The organism is Pseudoalteromonas sp. NEC-BIFX-2020_015, assembly GCF_012952265.1.
GTDB classification, from domain to species: Bacteria; Pseudomonadota; Gammaproteobacteria; order Enterobacterales; family Alteromonadaceae; genus Pseudoalteromonas; species Pseudoalteromonas neustonica.
Genome location: NZ_JABCJL010000031.1, coordinates 18,397 through 37,072, shown reverse-complemented (window position 1 = coordinate 37,072; position 18,676 = coordinate 18,397). Strand labels below are relative to the sequence as shown.

Here is an 18,676-nt window from a genome sequence, read left to right as displayed (position 1 = left end):
CAGTTAAAATGCCTTTAATAGCTGTAGTTTAATTGCTTTTGCACCTTGCTGCGGTATGGTTTTAAGCTCATTCGCAATATAAAGTAAGCAAGGCAAAAGAATCAAAGACGTTAGTGTGGCAAATAGCACAGCAAAACTTAATGAAACAGCCATTGGGATCACAAACTGTGCTTGTAAACTGCTTTCAAACATCAAGGGTAATAAACCAATGAATGTAGTGAGTGATGTTATTAAAATTGCTTTAAAGCGAGCGGCAGCACCTTGGCAAATTGCTTCATTTAGAGGCATTTTATTACGCAGTTGGTTGACTCGTGTTAATAGTACGAGAGCATCGTTTATAACGACGCCAGATGCGGCAACTATGCCAAAAATCGACATCATACTTAGTGTATACCCCAGCAGTAAATGCCCATACAACGCGCCTGCCGTGGCAAACGGTATAACAAAAATAATCAGGAACGGTTGGCTATAGCTCTTCAGTGGTATTGCTAATAAGCTATACACCATTAATAACGCGATTATAGCAAACGAAGTGACTTGGCTTTGTTCTTGTTGCTGCTCCTTTAAATGTTCACCTAAATCAAAAGACACATCAGGGTAGCGGGCTTTTATAGCGGGTAATATTTGGGTTTCAATTGCTAAATGTATCGCTTTTGTTTGCGGCTTTTTACTTGGAACAATAAACGCAGAGACATTAAATGTTCTTCTGCCTTGTTCTGTATGAATTTCATGGCTGCTTTGCGTTGTAGTGAGTGTTGCTATCTCTGAAAAAAACACTTGTGAGTGCTCATTTACACTAATAGGTAGGTTATTTAAAGATGAAAAAGATTGGCGTTCGTTTAAATCCCCTCGAACCATAAATCGGACGGTTTGTTGTTGTGTAACAACTCGCTGTACCTCAATACCATAAAAGTAGGCAAATACCTGTTTAGCAACTTGGTTTGAAGTTAGCCCCAAATGGCGTCCTTTAGGTGTTAGCTGAATTTTCCATTCTTGCTGATTTGTGTTTAAGTTTGATGTTAATTGTGTGATGGCCTCATGTTCAGATAAAGCGGTACTCAAATCTAAAGTGGCAGCAGTTAGCATACTTAAATTATCGCTATATAATTGATAGCTTAGTTCAGGCTTTTGATTAATATCAATAACATCAGATTCAATGGTAATTGCTTTAACGCCAAGTAGCGTCGGCATCGCAGCTTGCCAGTGACGTGCTAATTCAAATGCATCAAAGGGGCGCTTATCTTCATCAACCAAGGGGGCGAGCACTTCGCCCTCGGTATCATTATCGAGCCAAATGTAGGTGTCTTTTACAAGCGAACGCCCTGAGATTTGCTGTGTTTGTTGCTCTACTTGTAAAACCATTTGTTCTATACTTTTAACAGCATGCAATGTTTGTTGATGCGACGCATTGTTATCCATTTGAATATGAATAGATGGAAAATCATGCGGAACTTTAGGTACGGCAGTAAAGCCAATTAAACCTGTTTTTACAAGTAAAATAGCGCCAGCTAAAAATGCAATAAAGAGCATTAATACTGGATACCTAAAGTGAATAATATGCTTTAAAACTGGCACAAATGTATCCGCTAGCCATTGATTAAAGGCGTGATCAAACTTTGTTCTCCAGTGGGTTTTAGAAAGAGGCTTGATAGGGCTATGAGCAAGGTGTGCGGGCAAAATCATTTTGGATTCTATCAAACTAAAAAATAAGCACAGTAGAGCAACGCCCGCAATGGCGATAAATTGCCCTGAGTTAGGGCCTGTGCTAAACATAAATGGCATAAACACAGCCATTGTGGTGAGTACACCGAATGTAGCAGGGGCAACGACCTTACTAGCCCCTGTGATTATATTTTCAACATTATGGCCGTAATCGGTTGTTTCGTTCGCAGCGCTTTCACTAATAACAATGGCATCATCTACCACTATGCCTAACACCATAATAAACGCAAAAAGTGATACAACATTAAGCGTTACGCCGATAAACGGCATTAACCAAATAGCGCCTAAAAAGCTAACTGGCAAGCCAAGCATTACCCACATGGCCAAGCGCACCCGTAAAAATAAACTCAATACAATAAAAACTAACAATGCCCCTTGGGCTAAATTGTTTAACATCATATTAAGTCGTCCTTCTAAATAGTAGGTGGTGTCGACTAATTGGTACAAAGAAAACCCCGCAGGCAGCAGAGGGGTTTTATACGCTAAATAAGATTGTACACTTTGCGCCACAGCGGTAATTGACTGTGACTCATCGGCTAAAATACGCATATAAAAAGCATTTTTGCCATTTAACTTTGCTAGGTGCAATTGCTCAGTGAGTGATTTTTTTATAGTGGCAATATTGCCTAATGTGAGTAATTCGCCATGCTCAGTATTCAATATTGGCAGGGAGTTTAAGCTCGCTATTGTTTCTTTTCGGGCTGGCATTTGTAGATTGATTTTGCCATTTTTAGTAGCAATTTGACCCGCGCTGATATTTTGCGAATGTTGACTAATAAGATCAGCAATGTCCTGTAATGACAGTCCGTAGCGTTGTAATTGATAGCGAGTTACCTCTATTGAAAACTCAACATCGGGTAAGTTTGTTGCTTGTACGTGACTAATTAGGTCTCGGGCTAACAACTCTCTTTTAATATGTTCACCAAACTGCTTTAAAGCGAGTTTATCGTCTGGCCCGGTTAGTACTAAGCTTACTGCATTTTGTAACTGCGGCTTATTTTGTAAAATGATAGGTTCCATTGCTTTTGGTAAATCAGCGATGGCATCTAATTTGTGTTTGATTTCATTTAGCCTTTGCTCACTGGATTGATCTGCGTATAAAGCAATGGTCATACTGGCGCTATGTTGCCTAGCTTGGCTTTGAACTCGTTTAATGCCCGCTTGGCCATTGAGGGCGTGCTCTATTTTGGCTACGACCTGTTCTTCAAGCTCTTTTGCAGAGGCACCAAAATATTGAATTTGTATATGGATCTCAGGGTTTTTAGCTATTGGGAACATTTGTCTTTGAATACTGTTAAAGCTTAACAATCCCATCGCAATAATAAATAACATCAATAAGTTAGCAACCAATGGGCGATGACAAAAAAAAGCGATCACACTGTTTTTATAAGGTGCTGCTGGTGTGTGCTGTGTCGTCATAGTGAGTTGCCCTCAAGAGGGGCTGTCGCTAGAGCTGAGTTAATGACATTTACTGCCATGTTTTCTCTTACAATTTCAGGGCGTTTATCGACTAAAATAATTGATTCATCGCTAGGTAGTTGAATCATTAAATTGTGTTTTTGCATGTTTAAGATTTCAACCGGGATTGACTGTAAGGTATTGTTTGCAGACAAAGCCCATATACGGCTATTAGTAACCATATGTTGTGCCACAACTGCTGCATTCTTAAAGTGTCTTGTTGGTACAGAGACGTGTACAAATTCACCAAATTCGATCCTTTTTCCTTGATTAAGTAATCCGTAGGGATCCGTAATTTCAACAATATAAATAGCGCTACGAGTTGAAGAAGAGCGCGTACCAATACTGCGTGTTAAGCGGCCAGTATGAATAACATGATGATGGTTAATAATCACATTGTTTATTGGTAAACTAGGCAACACACTTAATTTATTATCTGCAATGGCAACATGAACCTCGGCTTTAGCAACATTAGCTAAACGCCCCAGCGTTTGCCCTTGACTGATAACCTGACCAAGGCCTACTGCGCGGTTTTGAACGAGTGCGTCGTAAGGTGCCCTATATGCACTACGGGCAAGGTTTGTTTGTGCAATTTGCAATTGCGTTTGTGCGGCAAGTAATAAAGCTTTGGCACTTTTAACTTGCGGCTCTCGTTTTGCAAGGGGGTTGGTAGAAGGCGTGTTAGCAAGTAAAAGCGTGGCTTTGGCAACGCTTGCTTTGGCTTTTTCTTCTTCAAGCTCTGCGCTGGCTTTTGCAACTTTAGCCTCTGCAAGTGTCACTGCGGCCGTTAAATCAAATGGATTAAGTTTGATCAACACAGTGCCTTTTTTAACGATCCCGCCATCAATAAAGCTCGGATGTAAGTAGATTACTTTCCCTGCAACTTCAAAAGCAATATCAGTGTTTTCGATTGGTTTTACAACGCCTGATAATTCAAGCTTAGTATTCATCAATTTAGGCGTTATGGGCGTTACACTTATAAGTGGCAAAGGCTTAGCTGAAGAGCTAGTTGGCTCAGAGTTTGCCTTTGACGAAGGTGTAATAAAATAGCCAGCCAACACGATTAATATAATCATTAAGAGTGTTAAAAACCATCGTCCTTTGATGCCGTAAAACATTTTGAGCATGAAAATTCATTCCTTTTTTTATTATCAAGGACCCTTATTAAATACAGGGAAATGCTTGTAATTATCTATTTTGATATGTTATAACATTTTTAGTTAATTATGTGTAACAATTTTTCCTAAATTAGGTATGTATGTCTCAAACAATTTCACCCTATCAACATGCGTCGCAAATTTGTGATGTATTTCAAATGATCAAAAATATAAAGATGGATTCTTTTGAAGCGCCGAACATGGCATTGTATGAGCGCTTTATGGCTTTACTGTCTAATCAACAAGATGAAAAATTTGCTAGCCAAGTTTTAGCTGAACCTTGCCTCAATACAATTAAAAGTGATATAGCGTCACTTTTTGCAGCCGCGTCGGGGCGCTATGAACATTACTGGGCGCAAAAAGTACTTGCCTCTACCGCACCTATCTCGACCTTAGAGTCTGATTACCCTTGGTTTAGTCATTACCAAAGAGCGGTTGGTTTAGAGTCAAATGCTATTTATGCCTTATCAGGTAAGCAAAATTTAAACGTATTAATGGCTGGCAGTGGGCCGCTGCCTATTACGTCAATGCTCCTTTCTCAGCAAGGTATGAAGGTGAGCAATCTAGACATTGACGCACAGGCATTAACCGTTGGTGAGCGTGTGCAAAAACATGTTTACCCACAGCAGAATCAAAAATTTAGTTGTGCAGATATTTGTGAATTTGAAGACCTTGAACAGTTTGATGTAGTGTGGCTGGCTGCATTAGCGGGGTCAAGCGATGTAAAAAGGCAAATATTATCGCATTTATTTACGCGCATGCGAGCGGGAAGCTTTGTTGTCGTGAGAACAGCATTTAATTTACGTCAGCTACTTTACCCCAGTATTGAGCTGAGTGATTTAATGCCTTTTACTCCTAAATTAAAAATTCAGACCTATAGTGATAATTTTCATTCTATTTTGATCGCGCAAAAGCCGCTTGAAGAGCAACCTTAATGCACGCATTAGCACCTTTTCGTGGATTAACCCCTGAGTACAAATTGATGCTGTTTGCTGCATTTGTATTTAACTTAGGTTTTTATATGTTGATCCCATTACTGAGCCATTATCTAGCAGAGAACTTACTTTTGAGCGCCACATTGATCGGCGTAGTCATGGGAGTTCGCTCGTTTTGTCAACAAGGTTTGTTTTTAGTCGGTGGTGTGTTAGCTGACAAGCTTGGTGTTAAGCGATTGATAATAGCAGGGTGTTTTTTACGAGCAGTCGGTTTTTTACTGTTTTTATGGGCCGATCACATTGTTGTTTTGTTTTTAGCTGCATTTTTGACGGGCTTTGCGGGGGCATTGTTTACACCTGCTGCTCAAGCCTATTTTGCACATGCGCAAGGGATCAGTAAAGCAAACATGTTTGCGCTCGTTGGTGTTGCAAGAAACGCTGGCGAGCTGCTTGGTCCTGTGTGCGGTTTATTATTAATTTCAATGAGTTTTGGTTTACTGTGCGGCGTAGCTGCGTTTCCTTTTTTATGTTTTGGTATCGCGTTTATTTATTATTTACCAACAGCAAAAAAATCACAAAAAAGTGCAGGACTTAATACTCGTGATTTAATTAAAACAGTGTTGGGTAATCGTGCATTTTTACAACTTTGCGCAGTGATGATGGGCTACTTTATGCTGATCAACCAAATCTCATTTGCGATGCCTATTTTTTTAGGTCAATTAGATATGCCACTGCATAGTGTGACTTGGTTATTAAGTATGTGCGCATTGATTTCAATCCTAGTACAACTACCCATTACGGCGCTGACTGAGCGTATTAATAAAGATGCTCTGTTTATTAGTGCAGGGCTTACATTGATGGGGAGTGGTTTTTTAGTCATGTTATTTGAAGTACAGAGTCAGTGGCAGCTATACCTTCAATTGGGGCTGTTAGCCTTATTTTTTAGTGTAGCAACTGCAATGAGCTTACCGCTTATTATGAAACAAATTGCGAACTCGGCACCGCCAGGAACGGTGTCTACTCACTATGGATTCTTTTACTTATTTGCAGGTTTTGGATTAATCATAGGCAGTGCTTTAGCTGGTTATGCCTTAGATTTAGAGCAGCAAGTACCGGGCTTAATTTGGTATTTATTTGCTTTAATAGGAGGAGTAAGCGCACTTGCACATTTATATTTAAGCTCGCCAAATAAAGAAGAAAAGCTAGGGCGTGTTGACCTTTCGTGATTAATTTTGCAGCAGTATGTTTGGTATTTAGGCAAGGCAGCGCCTATGCAGTGTGGTTGTTCCCCATAAATAGGCGATAACGCAGTATAAATGCCAAACATGCGCTGCCCAAAGGGTTCTTCCTAGGGGCGATTGACTCTTTGTTGCTCGGTTTTGACTTAGCCCGCTAGGTTACAAACCTCGCGCCGCGATTAAATCGCCCCTAGATTGAACAAATTTCAATCCACAAAGGTCAACAGGCCCTAAACACATTCAACACTTAAAAGGATAATTTATGCAACAGTTAAATACACAGCAACAACAGGCTCTGATGTCTGATTACTTGCAAAAAGGCTGGAAACAAGAAGTGATGGAGTTTTCATCCGTTCACCTTGAACCTGGTTATATCAAAGGCTTAATAGATGTTAAATATTTTCAAATGCCAGGAGATGGCGAGTTTCATTTTAGTGCGCAAAGCGCAATGATTTGGATTTCGCAGTTAGGGATAATATATGGCTGTTGGGATAATCAATTAGAGACAAAAGCAGGTGAAGTGTATTTGAGAGATATTGATCTTAAGTTTAAACGTACGATTAATAAAACAGAGCAAGTGAGTTTTGAAGGTTTTTTCCCTAAACACTGTAAAAAGAAATTATCAGAGGATTTAGTGTATTACAAAGATGCAAAAATAATTGTTGAATCTGGCGCGTTTATTGGCAGTGCAAGCTTTATGGTGCCTTTAAAATGAAGTGTAAGTATATTAATTTTAAACAGCGAAAGAATTAATCTATAAATAAGCTCTTTACAATATGGGTACAGTAAGTGTTATGATATAACAAATCTTGAATGTTATATTGTTAAAGGAACTACAATGCACTTTTCTCTTCGCTCATTCCAACTTTGCTCTATCCAAATAGGGGTTGCACTTAGCTTATGCTCAACTGCAGCCTACGCAAAAAAAGATGAATCACTCGAAATAATAGAAGTTACTGCAAAGCGACAGGCTTATCGTGGTAACTTTGATGTGCTGGAAACACCTGAGGCCATCTCGGAGATAAACCAGCAGTTAATCGAAAATACCGGTGTGGCAGGGTTAACTGAGGCGTTAGATTTATCAGCTTCAGTATCGAGACAAAATAGCCTCGGTGGCTTATGGGACAGCTTTGCTATACGCGGCTTTTTTGGTGATGAAAATGTCCCAAGCGGCTATTTAGTTAATGGTTTTAATGCAGGGCGTGGCTTTTCAGGGCCCAGAGACTTATCTGGTATTGAGCGAGTTGAAATATTAAAGGGCCCAAAAGCGGCCCTTTATGGTCGCGGAGAGCCTGGAGGGACAATTAATTTAGTCACTAAAAAACCAACATTCGAGCAGCAAGGAAAAATAGCTCTAGAAGTTGGAAGCCGTGATAAACGCCGCCTTGAGGCTGACTATAGCGGTGGTTTAACTGAGCAAGCAGCTGCGCGTGTTATAGGCTATTATGAAACGGGTGATAGCTTTCGCGATACTATAGAAATTAATAAAAAAGGCGTAATGGCTTCTGTATACTTTGAGCAAAGCGATCGCTCTGTGTGGCAATATGAATTAGAAGCTGCACGTCAAGAGATCCCATTCGATCGGGGTATTCTTGCGATTGGTGGCAATTTTGACATGATGCCTATTGAACGCTTTTTAGGTGAACCAGGCGATGGCGCCACAGTAACAGAAGTACTGGGGCATCAGTTACAATGGCAGTATGAGTTTTCTAACGATTGGTACTTAAATTCAGGCTTAAGCTATCGCTCAACACGCTTAACAGGCACATCGAGTGACGCTGAGGTATCTCCCGCGAGACAAAAGCTGTATTACAATGGTCGTACGCTAACACGCCAAAGACGCCAGCGTGACTACGATACCGATCAGTTTGTGATCCGCTCAGAAGTCTCAGGGCAGTTTGATACCGGCTCAATTGCGCATGAGCTAATAGTGGGTATTGACTACGATTTGTTTGATTATGACCGTGATTACCGCGTTTACCGCTCCCCAGCGTTATCTACAAATCCAACGAATGAACAGTTGCATGCAATTGATATTCATCAGCCTCTTTATGGACAACATGCATTACCAACACCAGTGCCTGCGATTGTAAGAGTACAAAAGCAATTCGCAACTGGATTATACCTGCAAGATCAAATGCGCTTAACTGATAACTTGCATGTTAGGCTTGGCGGGCGGATTGATCGTTTAAAACAAACGCTTGATGATAAAATTACAAATTTTGATGCTGAACAATCTGAAACTCATTTTAGCCCTCAAGCTGGGGTGGTTTATCAGTTAAGCGATAGCTGGTCTTTATACTCAAGTTATGGCGAAGGTTATCGTCTGAACTTTGGCACAGATGCAAGTGGCCAAGGTTTTAAACCAAATGAAACAAAATCGGCCGAAATCGGTACTAAATTTAATCTGCTCGATAATAACCTAGGCGTTACGTTTGCTTATTTTGATAGCACGCAAAAAAATATCATCGTCGCAGATGCTGCAAATCCGGGCTTCCACACTGCAATTGGTCAAGCCAGCAGTAAGGGCTTTGAGTTTGATGTAACAGGCCAGTTACCAGGTGATATTGATATGTGGTTTTCTTACGCATACATTGATGCGCAAGTAGACAAAGATGCAAAAGATACAGGCTTAGGTGTTGCTTTAAAACGAGGAGATGAGCTGCTTAATATTCCAAAAAATAGCGCAAGCTTACAAATCAGCAAGCAATTCTCAGTGGCTGATCGTGCACTAACGGTAGGTGTTGGCGCTAATTATGTGGATGAGCGTTTAGGTCAACGTGGTTCTGACTTTTACTTACCATCGTATACTGTGGCAAATATGTTTGCTAAATATGATTTAACGCAGCAATTTGAAGTGAAACTACAAGTCCATAATCTGTTTGACCGTAAATATTTCCCTAACTCATACACGCAAATTTGGGTACAGCCGGGCGAACCTCGTTCAGTTGACTTAGCGTTAAGTTATAAGTTTTAAAATATGACAGACTGCCACACAATGTGCGGCAGTCTTATTTAGCAAGCTTTCTACCTCATAACTATCTTATTCACTAATCGGATCTCTTCACCATCGACATCTAACAATGCGGTTACAGTAATAAGCTGTGATTGTTTTGTTGGTGCTAGTTCAAATACATGAATTTTCTGCTCATAAGGTGCGATCTCAACATTATGCTGTTGTGTTTTGATGATCTCAGGTTGAGTAAACGGTGTTGTTGTAAGCGTTAGTACCCCTTTGGTTCTACCTGAGTACGGGCCTGAAAGATGTGCCTTAAATAGCCAGTGTCCGTTGTTGCCTTTACTTTGTGTAAGGGAAAGCTCAACGCCGTTAAATGGGGTGGCTGAGGCATGTAATTGGCTTATGTTATTTAAACCTTGCCAATTAAGCGTCTGCTCAATAGTAATAGTCTTTGTATCGGGTATTTTGAATAAAGCAATATTGTGAATGCCGGGTTTAATAGCTTGGTTGAGTTGTTGGTTATTAAGCAATAGGCCTTTACTATTGTTAAAGCTAACTTTTGCTGTAAGTGTGAGATTAAAATTAGTTGGATTGACCACTCTTAAAAAAGCCTCGCCTTGATGATAGTGTACGCTAGCACTGATACCAGAAAGCACGCTAAAGCCATTATCTCCTAATAGGGTTTTGTAGCGATTGAGAAGTATTATTAGCTCTGAATTAATTGCTGCATGATTAGCCTTTATGGGCAGTTTTTTCATCAACTTACTGAGTTTTTCATCACAACCGACTAACTGCGCACCATATTGTTGACAGGTCTTAAATAAGCGGCTTAACAGGCTGTATTCTTCGAATAACCAAGGGTTAGGTAATTGGGTATGAGATTTATCGAATGTATAATCATCATCGTCTTTATGGGGAAATAAATAGGGTGTGATTGCATGGTTATTATTTTTACTCAATAAGCTGATTTTTTGTGTATTGAGTAAGTGTGTAAAATCACCAGAGAAAGGGATGATAAACACTTGCGTAATTATTTTAGTGCCACTATTTGCTTTTAAGTTAACGCTCAGCTGGTTGTGATCTAGCGTGATATTCAAGCCCAGTTCTTTATGTGTGGTCAAAGCTGCTTTTAATTCAGTTGTTAGGGCAACCTGCACCGAGTTAAAACCACTGATATTATTTTCGCTGATTAATATGCGCTCAGCATCTACTATTAATAGTTTAAGTAATTGGTCGTCATTTGCTTGCTCATTACCCATAAACGTAGCGCGGTATCGTTGGGTTTGTTCACTGAGTTTGCCTTGCATGGCGATGCCTATTTCACCGCGCTGCAGTTGTGCTGGTTCAAATTTAATTAAAGCAGCCACTTGGTGCTCATTATTTAGGTTAATTAAAGCACTTGGTTGCGGCGCGGGAAAGTCTATTACAGGGTGAGTCGCATTGCTTGTTGGGTTTATATCCAATCGAGATAAGGTATTTGAGTCTGTATTTCGTAGCCAATAAGCATTACCATCTTGCTCCCACGGGCCTGATACAATATGAAAACTCGGCTTAATAGTTTGCACAAAATCTGCAAAGCCTTGCTCTATTGCCTGCCAATCTTTAAAAGTGTGTTTAAGGAGTGAATTGGCTGTGCTGAGCGTGGCGTCACTGTGCGGGTTGGCAAGTCTAAGCTGCTGCACAAAATATGCAAAATATTGTGCGCGTTCTGGGGAGCTTAAAAGGTAATGAATGATGAAAAAATTAAGGCCGCGTTTAAGTGCAGGATCATCGTTTATTTGCTCAATAGTAGGTTTATTGGCACTGTAATATTGCTTTAAACCGGTCTCAATATAATTCATGGGCGCGCGATCAAACACCATCACAGTCAGTTGTTTTTGCTTGGCATCGTAAACATGGTGAGCGACCGAGTCGGCTAAGCCTTCGGTGATCCAATTAGGCGCCCAGGTTGAATGACCGTTTAAAGCCATGTGAAAAGCATGCATGGTTTCGTGAATGACAATATAGCGTTGGTGATGCTCACGATGGCTTGGGAAGTTATATCCAGCGCGGTTGTAAAACATAGTTTCGCCGCCTGCGGTTTTATGTACGCCTCGTAAAAAGCCATCATCAAGCATGGCCTCGCGCACTCTATCGCGGCTGCTACCATACACTACAGCGATACGCTGGCGTTCAATATTAGGTGGCTCCATACCGAATAACGCAACATAGTGTGGGTAAGCCATTTCTAAAAGCTCTAGATACAGCGTTACTTTTTCTTTTGGTAAATCGCTCTTCAGTGCAAAATGTTTACTTACCCACCAATTATAGCCCCGGCTATTACCAATTTTGCCATCGCTATATGTATAGGGGATGGTTTGCCCTAAGAATGTAATGTCCATTTTGTGCAACGTACTGGTGTAACCTTGTACTGATAGGTCTACTTGCATCTGTTGTGGATCAGTTACCATAGCACTTGACGTTGTTGATTGTAGTTGTACGGTCTGCGCAGTATCAACTTGCGGCTCTTTTTGACACGCGGCAAGTAACAGTAATAACAAAGTGAGTGAGAGTTTTTTCATAATTATAGTTGTTTTATATGTATATTGTATGCAATATAAAATACTGCGTTTAATTGTGAAAGTAAACTATGAATAATAATCAAATACCAATAACAACTAACTCAGCAGCAAAGCAGAGTAAGCAAACCCCAGCTAATAAAGGCTTTGGTTTGGCATTTTATATTGCTAATACTATGGAGATTTTTGAGCGCTTAGCTTGGTATGGTTTTTTTGCGGTTTCATCTGTCTATATGACTACCCCAGTTGAGCAAGGTGGGGTGGGTTTTAATGATGCACAACGTGGCGCAGTGCAAGGTATTATTCCCTTCTTTTTATATTTGCTGCCTGTGCTAACCGGGGCTTTGGCCGATAGGTATGGTTATAAAAAGCTGTTTATTATTTCATTTATAATTATGGCGCCTAGTTACTATTTTTTAGGTCAAGTAACTGACTTTAATTCGTTCTTTATGATTCTAATGTTGGTGGCATTTGGCGCAGCGTGTTTTAAACCTGTCGTGGTTGGCACGATTAGTCGCAGCACTAATGATACTAACCGTGGCCTAGGGTTTGGTATTTTTTACACTATGGTTAATTTGGGCGGTTTTATTGGCCCATTAGTCGCCGGTTATATGCGTGCGATCAGCTGGGATGCGGTATTTGTAATGTCGGCCGTGTGGATATTGCTTAACTTTATTCCGCTGTTGTTTTATCGCGAAGCCACACCATCTTCACAAGTAAATACCAGCTTTAAACAGGTATTACAACAAGCTCAACAAGTATTGGGCAATAGCCGCTTTGCACTATTGTTATTTACTTGCGTGATTATTCTAATGACCGCAGGAGTGAGTTGGCTCAGTTATACGCAAGCTTTTGTATTAATTGTAATATGGCTAGGATTAAACTGGTTGTGGGATAAAAGCGTTAGCACTAAGCAAAGCCATAACTGGTATTTACAGCCAGTGCGGGTAAGTAACCGTAATTTTGCCTTGTACTTAGCCATATTGACTGGATTTTGGACTGTGTATAATCAGCTATTTTACACTTTACCGTTGTTTATACGTGATTATACAAACACCCAAGATTTGGTTGTTTTACTCAGTTATTTTGGTCAATCAACGGTGGATTTTTTTGCGTTTGTTGATAGTGGGGCATTGAGTGAAAAAATTCAGCTTTTGTCAGTCAATTATGTATCTTCATCACCTTTAACGAGCACTGAGCTTGAAGCAATACGCCTTGAATTAGTGCATCTAAAAGTAAACGTGCCAGTGAGCGAAATAGCGCTTTTTATTGAGCAAATAGCAACTAGCGATTTTACTCAGCAACAAAGCAAACAACTTGCCCAGCAATGGCTGGTTTATCGGCAAGTTAACCCCGAGTACCTGATTAATTTAGACTTTGCGGCCATTGTATTATTACAAATAATCGTTAGTTTAAAATGCCAAGGATTTAAGGTGATATCGGTTTTGATCAGTGGCTTGATTGTTACTGCGGGTGCCTTTTTATTGTTATTGCTAATGAGCGCGGGTTTATTAATGACGCAACTGGGCGGAGCTGTAATGATCACCGTTATTTTACTGATCGCCTTTGGTGAAATGCTCACCTCCCCAAAAAGCCAAGAATATGTAGCCAGTATTGCCCCTAAAAATAGCGCTGCGATGTTCATGGGTTACTATTTTGTATCTATGGCGCTGGGCTTTTTATTTGCTGGTTTTTTATCAGGGTGGAGCTATGGTTACTTAGTGAAAGAGCTGCAACGTCCGGCACTCATGTGGCTATTATTTGCAGTGATTGCGCTTATCACCGGCTTTGGTTTTTACCTTCTAGCGCGAAATAATAAGGATACCAACAGTGAAACTTAAACAGCGACTTGTTTTAATGGCTGCCATGATGGCTTTGAGTTTGCAAGCCACAGCAAATGAACCAGTGAGTGATGCAAATAGTCATTATAAAAACTTAATTGATCGTACTGGTAGTCCATATTACATGCAAGATTTTGCTAAAGGCGGGCATCAACGGTTTAGTCCATTATTTGACTTAGGCGCATGGCATGGTCATTTACTACCAAGTGTTGATAATATGGGGGGCTTTACCGGGCCTGCAATTATTACCGAAGAATACCTTAATTTTATCGCCCCTTATTTAGAAAAACTCAGTGTGTATAAAGACCAAGGTCATAAAGTTAAACTCGCCATGAATAGTTACAGCTTGCCGGGCGCTTTAGTACAAAAATTAACGGGGGATGGCGTAAGTATTCGTATGGAGTTACGTTTTGTAAGCAATCGTACTTCGTTAGTTAAAACACAGATCACAACCAATCAACCACTCACTTTACGATGGGAAGGGCGGTTGGTGAGTAACTTAACAGCTCAAGACGGTACTGTAAAAGATGCGCGTTCACCTTTTGAAGTGCACCCGCAACTGCTACCTCAATGGCAAGTGAGTAATAACGCTATCGCGCTATTATTTGGCAAAGTACGCGCTTATGGCCAGTTGCTAACTTCTGGCAGCTCGCAGTTACAATTACACAAAACGTTATCAGTCAGTACCACGCACGATGCATTAAGTTATGTAAGCCAAACAACGATTGATACCGACACCACGTTTTATACAACTTATTCGTACTTATTAAATAGCCAAGAAGTGGCAAGCGAGCAGGCTATTATAAAAGATATTTTAAAACAACCCGAGCAATATTTAGCCAGCAGTGCTGCGCGTTGGCAGGGCTATATTAATAATGCACTGCGCCCGTTAGCCAGTGCAGACAACACACATAAAAAGTTAGCTGTTAAAAGCGTTGAAACGTTACTCGGTAATTGGCGAGGTAAAGCAGGTGCTGTTGGTTTTGATACCGTAAGCCCTGCAGTTACAGGGCGCTGGTTTTCTGGCAACCAAACCTGGCCATGGGACAGCTATAAACAGGCATTTGCATTGGCAACGTTTAACTCAGCGCTTGCAAAACAGAACTTAAATGCGGTGTTTGAGCATCAAATAACGGCAGCGGATAAAGTTAGGCCGTGGGATGTGGGGTTTATTCCTGATTTAGTGGCTTACAATGTCAGTTCTGAACGTGGTGGCGATGGTACTAACTGGAACGAACGTAATACTAAACCCAGTTTAGCGGCCTGGGCTGTGTGGCAAGTATACAAATATACCAATGATAAACAGTGGCTTGCTGAAATATTCCCAAAGTTGGTTGGCTATAGAAACTGGTGGCTAACTAATCGAGATCACAATGGCAATGGCGTGCCCGAGTATGGCGCAACAGTTGATAAAGCCCATACAACGGATGACGGTAAATTACGCTTCGAGGTGCTAGCAGCAGCGGGTTGGGCTGAGCGAAGCGGTCTTGAAAACTATAAAAATGAGCTTAGGGCCCATCCGCAAAAACAAATAAAGATCCCTGCACAAACGGCGGCATCTTGGGAGTCGGGGCGAGATGATGCTGCGGTATTTGGCTTTATTGATAGTCAACAACTGGCGCAGTATGTAAAAAAAGGCGGTAAAGCGAGTGACTGGCACGTAGGCTTTGCCTCAAATTTTGATAAAACGGGACGTTTGATCGGTTATTCATTATTACAAGAATCCGTTGATCAGGCATCATACATGGCAGCAGATAATCGCTATTTAAGTAAAATGGCGCGGGTACTTAATTATCCTCGCCAAGCGAGTTACTTTTTAAAACAAGCTACCAAACTAAGAACGTATATAAATAGATGTATGTTCGATAAAGCAACGGGCTATTATTATGACATTGAAATAGCACCACAACCGTTAGCAAATGGTTGCGCAGGCAAGCCGTTAGTTAAGCGCGGTAAAGGCCCTGAAGGCTGGTCGCCGCTATTTAATCAAGTAGCACGTGTTGAACAAGCGCAGCAAGTGGTTGATGTAATGCTTGATGAACAAGAGTTTAATACCTATGTACCACTTGGCAGCGCGGCTTTGAGCAACCCTGCTTTTGGTGCTGATATCTATTGGCGAGGTCGAGTATGGCTTGATCAGCTGTATTTTGGTTTAGTGGGCATGAGCCATTACGGCTACTGTGAAAAGGCACAAAAGCTAAGTGAACAGTTACTTAGTCATGCAGATGGTTTATTGGCAAGTGCCCCTATTCGTGAAAATTATAACCCTTTGACGGGCGAGCAACAAGGCGCGCCTAATTTCTCGTGGAGCGCCGCACATTTGTTACTAATAACACAGCAACAAGGACGTTGGTGTGAGTTACATTAAGCAACAAAGCGTTGCTTAATGTGTACGTTTAAGGCATTTTATTCAGATGAGATGGAGTAAGTAATGCCTAAAATTGATACAAAAAAAATAATCGAGAGTAATAAAATAATTCTCTTTGATGCAGAGTGTAAGCTTTGCAGTGCGTGGTGTAATTTTATGATAAAGCATGACAAAAAACTGTGTTTTAAATTATGCAGTGTGCAATCTTCAAAAGGCCAGGCGATACTTAAGTACTTTAATTATCCAACGGATAGTTTTAAAACCATGCTCTATATTGAAAAAAGTATGTGCACTGTGCAAAGTGATGCGTTTATTGATGTTGTAATACAGCTTGGTTGGCCGTGGCGTATGGCTAAAATATTACGAATAATACCTAAGCGCGTGCGCAATTGGGCGTATGATCGCATTGCGTTTAATCGTTATGCATTATTTGGTAAATATGATTACTGCCTTATACCCAATGCTGACTATGATCAGCATTACTTATAAAATATCAATCCATTTTGATATAGTTACCTCAGTCTATAATGTGGGTATGATGTTGTGTTAAAATTGGTGCAGTTAAAATAGAAGAGATAAGCAATGGCTAGCACAGCACACGCATTACACATTTTGGTTAAACATAAAGAGTTAGCCGAAGATATCATCAAGCAGTTAAAAAAAGGTGCTAAATTTCAAGTGCTCGCAAAAAAGCACTCATCTTGTCCATCAGGTAAAAAAGGCGGTGATTTAGGTGAATTTAAGCGCGGTCAAATGGTTCCTCAATTTGATAAAGTAGCCTTTGGTGCAGAAATATTAGAACCACATTTAGTAAAAACTAAATTTGGTTGGCACGTGATAAAAGTGCTTTATAGAACTTAAAAATACAGCCAGCAGCAAGTTAGCGATAATGGCGCTGTAGGCCACGCTTTAGCGCGAAAGAGCTTGCAACTGCGGTTAGCAATTTTAGTGGCTTATAACGTAAAAACCACCTAAAAAAGGTGGTTTTTACGTTCAAGTATTCAGTAAGTTAGCTGCCAACGGCACTTGGTTGTACATCCAAGCCGTAACCAAACATAACAGCAAGCACTAACACAATTGATGCGGCAACCATTAGCTTAATTAATAGTGGTAAACAAAAGCGGAACCAATGCCCATAAGGCACACCCGCCATGCCTAAAATACCCATTAATACTGCGTTGGTAGGGATAATCATATTTGAAAAGCCATCACCAAATTGATAAGCAAGTACTGCAACTTGGCGTGGCACACCCACTAAATCACCCAGTGGTGCCATCAGTGGCATAGTGACATAGGCTTGACCAGAACCTGATGGGATAAAGGTATTTAACACTGTTTGAATTACTAACATGCCAATCGCTGATATTTCAGCGCTCACATAAGATAATGGCAGTGACATACCGTGTACTAAGCTGTGAAGTATTTGTCCATCTTCTAAAATTAATGCTATACCACGAGCAACACCTATTAAAATAGCAGTCGTAACTAAGTCTGAAACACCTTCAATAAAGCGATTTGCAGTTTCATCAGCAGATAGGCGCCCAAGTATCGCAATTAATGCGCCCCATGCGATAAATACACCGCCTAATTCGTATAAGTACCAGCCTTTGGTTGCAATGCCCCAGACAGCAACACCTAGTGTGACAATGAAACTACCAAGGATAAGCTTATGGCGCATTGCAAGTTCAGGGTAATGTGGAGTTGCTTTATCTTTGAGCGGACAAGGCACATCAAGCATCATTGATTGACTTGGATCGTTTGCAACTCTTTGAGTGTATTGCCACACATGATGAAAACCAATTAGTACAAATGGCACAAATATAGCTAAACGTAACCATAAACCAGAATAAACAGGGACTTCAGCAATTTGTTGCGCAATCAATACAGTAAAGGGGTTAAAAGCGGATACGCCATAACCAATACCGTAACCGGCTACAATCATGCCTACCGCAGTCATTGCATCAAGGCGCATTGCTTTACACAAAGCCACTAAAATTAGCACAAACGGAATATATTCACCCGCCGTTCCAATGCTGCTAGAGGCTAATGCGAAACAAAAGACCACCATAAAAATCAAACGTTGTGGTTTTTTGCCGTGGCGTTCGAGTAAACGGCCAATTAGCGCATCAACGGTGCCTGTTGCACGCGCTATGGCAAGTACACCACCAACAATTAATACAAAAAATATCACATCTTGCGCAGCGGCAAAGGCACGCGGAATTGCAGTAAGTAAATCCCATGGGGTAAGGTAATGGCGTTCAGCAACTGTTTGGTAGGTACCCGCTACGACCATTTCACGGCCAGACTCAGACAATGTAGTATCAAAAAAACCTTGTGGTACTAACCAAGTAGCAATCAAAGCGGTGACCATCATACCCAATAGTAAAATTAAGGTATGAGGGACTTTGAGTGTTTTACTCATAAATTCTCCATAAATGTA

The 18,676-nt window shown here is 40.7% G+C and carries 12 protein-coding genes; 8 read left to right on the top strand and 4 right to left on the bottom strand.

From position 1 onward, the window contains the following. Window positions 1–3: 3 nt before the first annotated feature. Together HH219_RS18655 and HH219_RS18650 are read right to left on the bottom strand one after the other, a co-directional pair. Window positions 4–3,141 carry an efflux RND transporter permease subunit gene (locus HH219_RS18655; RefSeq protein ID WP_169328311.1) on the bottom strand — a complete coding sequence of 1,046 codons (3,138 nt, stop codon included), beginning with the start codon at window positions 3,139–3,141 and terminating at the stop codon, window positions 4–6. Then, a complete protein-coding gene (locus HH219_RS18650; RefSeq protein WP_169328310.1) occupies window positions 3,138–4,307 on the bottom strand; it encodes an efflux RND transporter periplasmic adaptor subunit in 1,170 nt (389 codons plus the stop codon). Before HH219_RS18650 ends, HH219_RS18655 begins: the two co-directional genes overlap by 4 nt. Before the next feature lie 131 nt (window positions 4,308–4,438). Here HH219_RS18650 and HH219_RS18645 point away from each other — a divergent pair, with 131 nt between their 5' ends. The 4 genes from HH219_RS18645 to HH219_RS18630 all read left to right on the top strand — a co-directional run bounded on the left by HH219_RS18645 (window position 4,439) and on the right by HH219_RS18630 (window position 9,487). After that, window positions 4,439–5,272 (top strand): nicotianamine synthase family protein, encoded by an 834-nt coding sequence (locus tag HH219_RS18645; protein ID WP_169328309.1) that lies wholly within the window; start codon window positions 4,439–4,441, stop codon window positions 5,270–5,272. Next, window positions 5,272–6,498: an MFS transporter gene (locus HH219_RS18640; RefSeq protein WP_064435880.1), complete on the top strand. Its 1,227-nt coding sequence runs from the start codon at window positions 5,272–5,274 to the stop codon at window positions 6,496–6,498. The genes HH219_RS18645 and HH219_RS18640 overlap by 1 nt, the downstream gene beginning before the upstream one ends. A gap of 274 nt (window positions 6,499–6,772) precedes the next feature. Further along, window positions 6,773–7,225: a hypothetical protein gene (locus HH219_RS18635; RefSeq protein ID WP_054204175.1), complete on the top strand. Its 453-nt coding sequence runs from the start codon at window positions 6,773–6,775 to the stop codon at window positions 7,223–7,225. 123 nt (window positions 7,226–7,348) lie between these two features. Beyond that, window positions 7,349–9,487, top strand: a complete 2,139-nt coding sequence (locus HH219_RS18630; protein WP_169328308.1) for a TonB-dependent siderophore receptor — start codon at window positions 7,349–7,351, stop codon at window positions 9,485–9,487. Window positions 9,488–9,537: 50 nt separating this feature from the next. On the opposite strand, the gene HH219_RS18625 is transcribed toward HH219_RS18630, so the two are convergent. Then, window positions 9,538–12,030, bottom strand: coding sequence for a hypothetical protein (locus HH219_RS18625; RefSeq protein ID WP_064436071.1), 2,493 nt, complete (start codon window positions 12,028–12,030; stop codon window positions 9,538–9,540). 68 nt (window positions 12,031–12,098) lie between these two features. On the opposite strand from HH219_RS18625, the gene HH219_RS18620 reads away from it, so the two are divergent. From HH219_RS18620 to ppiC, 4 genes are all read left to right on the top strand, one after another. Continuing rightward, window positions 12,099–13,868 carry an MFS transporter gene (locus tag HH219_RS18620; RefSeq protein WP_064436072.1) on the top strand — a complete coding sequence of 590 codons (1,770 nt, stop codon included), beginning with the start codon at window positions 12,099–12,101 and terminating at the stop codon, window positions 13,866–13,868. Then, window positions 13,858–16,236 (top strand): alpha-glucosidase, encoded by a 2,379-nt coding sequence (gene ygjK / locus HH219_RS18615; RefSeq protein WP_054205905.1) that lies wholly within the window; start codon window positions 13,858–13,860, stop codon window positions 16,234–16,236. Before HH219_RS18620 ends, ygjK begins: the two co-directional genes overlap by 11 nt. 63 nt (window positions 16,237–16,299) lie before the next feature. Next, entirely contained in the window at window positions 16,300–16,725 is a 426-nt protein-coding gene (locus HH219_RS18610; RefSeq protein WP_169328307.1) for a DCC1-like thiol-disulfide oxidoreductase family protein, read from the top strand. 93 nt (window positions 16,726–16,818) lie between these two features. Next, complete coding sequence (gene ppiC, locus HH219_RS18605; protein WP_054205907.1) at window positions 16,819–17,097, top strand: peptidylprolyl isomerase PpiC; 279 nt, start codon at window positions 16,819–16,821, stop codon at window positions 17,095–17,097. 148 nt (window positions 17,098–17,245) lie between these two features. Here ppiC and HH219_RS18600 read toward each other — a convergent pair whose 3' ends face one another. Further along, entirely contained in the window at window positions 17,246–18,658 is a 1,413-nt protein-coding gene (locus HH219_RS18600) for a TIGR00366 family protein (RefSeq protein ID WP_054452188.1), read from the bottom strand. Between the last annotated feature and the right edge of the window lie 18 nt (window positions 18,659–18,676).

Excerpts from the sequence above, each read along its gene's own strand:
- HH219_RS18630 (WP_169328308.1), top strand. The coding sequence starts at position 7,349 with ATGCACTTTTCTCTTCGCTCATTCCAACTTTGCTCTATCCAAATAGGG.
- HH219_RS18650 (WP_169328310.1), bottom strand. The coding sequence starts at position 4,307 with ATGCTCAAAATGTTTTACGGCATCAAAGGACGATGGTTTTTAACACTC.
- ppiC (WP_054205907.1), top strand. The coding sequence starts at position 16,819 with ATGGCTAGCACAGCACACGCATTACACATTTTGGTTAAACATAAAGAG.
- HH219_RS18640 (WP_064435880.1), top strand. The coding sequence starts at position 5,272 with ATGCACGCATTAGCACCTTTTCGTGGATTAACCCCTGAGTACAAATTG.
- HH219_RS18610 (WP_169328307.1), top strand. The coding sequence starts at position 16,300 with ATGCCTAAAATTGATACAAAAAAAATAATCGAGAGTAATAAAATAATT.
- HH219_RS18635 (WP_054204175.1), top strand. The coding sequence starts at position 6,773 with ATGCAACAGTTAAATACACAGCAACAACAGGCTCTGATGTCTGATTAC.
- HH219_RS18600 (WP_054452188.1), bottom strand. The coding sequence starts at position 18,658 with ATGAGTAAAACACTCAAAGTCCCTCATACCTTAATTTTACTATTGGGT.
- HH219_RS18620 (WP_064436072.1), top strand. The coding sequence starts at position 12,099 with ATGAATAATAATCAAATACCAATAACAACTAACTCAGCAGCAAAGCAG.
- HH219_RS18625 (WP_064436071.1), bottom strand. The coding sequence starts at position 12,030 with ATGAAAAAACTCTCACTCACTTTGTTATTACTGTTACTTGCCGCGTGT.
- HH219_RS18655 (WP_169328311.1), bottom strand. The coding sequence starts at position 3,141 with ATGACGACACAGCACACACCAGCAGCACCTTATAAAAACAGTGTGATC.
- HH219_RS18645 (WP_169328309.1), top strand. The coding sequence starts at position 4,439 with ATGTCTCAAACAATTTCACCCTATCAACATGCGTCGCAAATTTGTGAT.